This is a genomic window from Methanosaeta sp. UBA458, from assembly GCF_002496085.1.
GTDB classification, from domain to species: Archaea; Halobacteriota; Methanosarcinia; order Methanotrichales; family Methanotrichaceae; genus Methanothrix; species Methanothrix soehngenii.
On the sequence record NZ_DAIK01000041.1, the window covers coordinates 7,798 to 11,941 of the forward strand.

At 47.9% G+C, this 4,144-nt stretch carries 3 protein-coding genes; 1 reads left to right on the forward strand and 2 read right to left on the reverse strand.

Going from position 1 to position 4,144, the window contains the following annotated elements; translation table 11 throughout:
- A partial coding sequence (locus tag BP822_RS02485) for a thioredoxin domain-containing protein (RefSeq protein WP_286877647.1) occupies positions 1–1,344 on the reverse strand: 1,344 nt, incomplete at its 3' end.
- Positions 1,345–2,017: 673 nt separating this feature from the next.
- On the opposite strand from BP822_RS02485, the gene BP822_RS02490 reads away from it, so the two are divergent.
- Positions 2,018–2,905, forward strand: a complete 888-nt coding sequence (locus BP822_RS02490; RefSeq protein WP_013719815.1) for a hypothetical protein — start codon at positions 2,018–2,020, stop codon at positions 2,903–2,905.
- Positions 2,906–3,012: 107 nt separating this feature from the next.
- On the opposite strand, the gene BP822_RS02495 is transcribed toward BP822_RS02490, so the two are convergent.
- Positions 3,013–3,588, reverse strand: a complete 576-nt coding sequence (locus BP822_RS02495) for an acetate uptake transporter (protein WP_013719816.1) — start codon at positions 3,586–3,588, stop codon at positions 3,013–3,015.
- Positions 3,589–4,144 lie beyond the last annotated feature (556 nt).

Sequence of the window (4,144 nt, forward strand, 5' to 3'; positions counted from 1 at the left end):
TCCATTCCAGTCGGTGAGGATCTTGTCGTCCTTGAGGGGATGGACCCTCTTCTCTCTGGCCAAATAGAGTCGGGATATCATATCGCTGGAGCGGTGGTACAGCTCCTCCTCCTCCGGGATCTTCAGGACACTAGCAGCATCGCTAAAGCTTGATCGTTGCCGGAGGATGTTTCTTTCCCCCTCATAGTTCCCGCTCTCATAGACATCGAATAGCCGGATCAATAGCCGGAAATCCTCTTCGCCCAGGGACTCCTTTAGCTCAACTGCGGTCCAGGTGTAGAATTTGCCCTCCTCTCCCTCGCTATCAGCGTCCTCAGCCGAGTAGAAGCCTCCCTCGGGAGAGGTCATATCCCTCAGGATGTACTCCAGGATCTCGCGCACCGTCTGAGCGTACTCCTCCTCACCCGTGGCCTGATAGGCCTCAGCATAGGCCATGGCCAGGAGCGCCTGGTCATAGAGCATCTTCTCGAAGTGGGGTACGAACCACTCCGGATCGGTGGAGTATCTGTGAAATCCGAATCCCACATGATCGTAGATCCCTCCCATCCTCATGCCCTGAAGGGTGGTCTTGGCCATCTCCAGGGGCAGGATGTTTTTGGTTCTCTTCCAGCAGCGCAGAAGGAACAATATGTGATGGGGGGTGGGAAACTTGGGGGCGGTGCCAAAGCCACCATTCTCAGGATCGTAGATCGAAGAGAGGGCGCTATAGCCCCGGGAAAGAAGAGAAGAATCGAATGGCGACCCCGAGAGGGAGTCCTTATGAGCCTCCTTCTGCACGCCTGCTCCCCTGCCGCTCTGCCGTCCCTTCAGATGATCCACGATGATGTTCGCCGAGCTCATGAGGCTCTCTCGATCGTTATCCCACATCTCCTTGACCTGAGCGATCAGCTCCATCAATCCCGTCAGGCCCATATGCCCTTTTTTTGGTATGTAAGTGGCAGCGAAGAATGGTTTTTTATCCGGAGTCATCATAACGGTCAATGGCCATCCCCCTCTGCCGCTGACAGCTATGGCCGCGGCCATGTAGATCTGGTCTATGTCCGGCCTCTCCTCCCGATCGACCTTGATGCAGATGAAGGACTGATTCAGGAGGCGGGCCACATTGGGATCCTCAAAGGACTCGTGGGCCATGACATGACACCAGTGGCAGGTGGAGTAGCCCACAGAGAGAAAGATCGGTTTATCCTCCCTTCTGGCTGCCTCGAATGCCTCCTCTCCCCAGGGGTACCAGTCCACTGGATTGCAGGCATGCTGCAATAGATAGGGGCTCTTCTCTTTACAAAGGCGGTTTTGCTGGCAGCTGGATCTTGACGGATCTATGCCGGAGCTGGGATCTTCTGTCATGGCAACCTTGGATAGCTATTGATGCTCTCTTGTATATATCAGATCGGTATATCAGACGGGATTCTTGATGAGTCGGATCAAATAGAGTCAAACGCATGGCCAAGAGTCAGATTGGCTTTTCGCTGAATTAAGTGGGTGGGCCCAGCAGAGATTATAGCCTTTGTTACTCTGTGTCTCCGCATGAAAAACTCTTAAAGCATACTGGTTTTTCATGCTTTGGGCATGATCGCTGCCTGAGGATCATGGGCCCTTTGTGGTTGGGTCAGAGCATCGCGTCTTACCACAGATGCGCAAAGATGCAACGAGTTTGCGATTCAGGTTCACCCATACAATATAGCGAGGAGCCGTCAGATTTGATCCGTCAGATTTGATCAGCGGTCTGAGATCCTGCTCTTCACGTATAATACTAATATTATTTGTATTGTAGATCTGTCAAAGATTCGCGCCAAAATATTTCTTCTTGTCAATACCACCAAACACCATCTGGTAAGATCTTATGATACTCTTTAATCCAAATCTCTATCAGAATATCATCACGATTATTTTTAATATGATTGCTATCATTTCTCCGAATATTCAGATGATACTCCATCTCTACAGTATTCGATATGTTTATATCCTTTTGAGATAAATTGGGAGTATACTCTTTGGAGTATAGGGGTGAATTTGAAATATGAAGGGAGTATTAGTTGCGATAGCTATAGTCGTAGCCCAATTGCTTTGCTGCATAGCGATGGCTAATCCACCGCTTGTGCCTCCTGTACAGTATGAACAGTTTTGTGAGAGCCAAAAGGTATCCGGAACCGGAATCATAGATGTTAGCACATCCATAGTCGATAAGAAGATCGCTCTCGAATACTACAATACAATGGCTGGAGATGGCGATTTCGAGCTCGACTCTGAGCATGCTTATTCGCAAAATTCCGATAAGCTGAAGAGAAATATATCTTCGGTTAATGGTGGTAACAAATCCGGCCTGAACATGTATGAGAGTACGAAATTGACCTATGCTGGAGACACGCCACTGATGGGAGCCAAGTTCCTCAATTCAAAGGCGTTCTATGGCGGCATAGGAGCCAACGTCCAGGAGACCTTCGCGGTAACAGAGATGGAGAAGGACCAGACGACATTCTTTGTCTCAACCACGCCATACGATCCCCAGGAGCCCGCTGATCCTCAGTGCGATGACTACTTGAAGCTCCTTCAGACCTATTATCCTCTGGAGTACTCCAAGTACATGGCCGAATCCAAGCATAGCATAACTCCTGAGGAGCTCATAAAAAGGCTGAAGAATGCCGGTAGGGACACCGATGCAGTCGAGAAGCTGATGACCTCCAAGGATGGTACCTATAACCCGGCCCACCTGATCGGCCTGGAGACCAAGAACTCCTTCAATGGTACCTGGGGCACGGATGCCACATGGCATAGGATATTCTACAAGGACATCAAAGCCCACGAGCTGTTCTCCGGAACATTCGAGGCTGAGAAGCTCATAAAGTTCCATGAGAATCCCGTACCCGAAAAGGACCACCAGCCACCCTGCGATGGCATAGATTGCTAGGTAGCTCCTGGCAATCACCTTTTTTGCTATTTTTATAAGGCATTGCTAAAAAAAGAATTGCAGGATCGGAAGGTCACGATCCTTATTATGCGAAAGCTGCTACCGTTTTATACTGGTCCCAGTGGCAAGACCACCTTCTTGTATACCTCATTCAAGACCTGAGCCAGTGCTGCATAGATTGCAGACAGTCCGCAGATGATGCCTTCATATCCGGCCAGCGTCCCGATGGCGGCGCTTCCGAAGTAGTCTCTGGCCGCCAGCAGGAAGAATAGAATGGTTAGAGTTAAGAATACTACCTGCAGAGCTCTATTGATCCTCAGGGTTCCGATGAACATCACAAAGGTGAACAGCCCCCACATAAAGAAATAGGCCGCAAAGGCAACCTTGCTGGTTGCAGTGCCAAGGCCAAGACTTGGCATGAGGAGCAATCCCACAAGAGTGAGCCAGAAGAGGCCGTAGGATGTGAAGGCAGTGGTCCCGAAGGTGTTGTTCTTCTTCCACTCCATTATTCCGGCGATGATCTGGGCCATGCCGCCATAGAATATTCCCATGGCCAGGATCATTGTATTCAGCTCATAGTATCCTGCATTGTGAATATTCAGCAGAACAGTGGTCATACCAAAGCCCAGCAGGCCTAATGGAGCTGGATTTGCGGTGTTATCGATTAGTCGCAGCGAACTCATCGCTCCTTTCTTAAAATCTTCCGTATTCTTTCCCTCCTAGATTACTGATGCAGCCATCATTATATTACTAAATATTAATCCTTTATCCTTAAAAATATTAATTGATAATAATGCTAAATGATCGATATCAACCCTACTTAGATATCTTTTTGATAAGTTAATGATAAATAATACACTTACTGGAGGACGATGTGCTCCTGCAAATCACCCTCGCCATCAGGGCCATTAAATCATTATATCAGCTTTTTTTTATAAGATATGGGTGGGAGGATCGGCATATCAAAGGTTAAATTCGCGTGGATAGCAGCAAATGAAAAGCAGATTCTACTGGCTCTGCATATCCCACAAAGACAAATGGAATCGCAGCCCGAAGCCGCAAACAAACCCATTGTGCTCAGGAAATGTCAGCCAAGGGCATTTAATTTATATATTAAAATTTTTAATTGACACCGATTTAACTGCAACTGCAAAAATGAATCTCACACCCTGCTTATGATAATATCTTATATATGCCAATCCAAAGAGAGCGAGAATGTCAATCTAATTTAAAAAATTT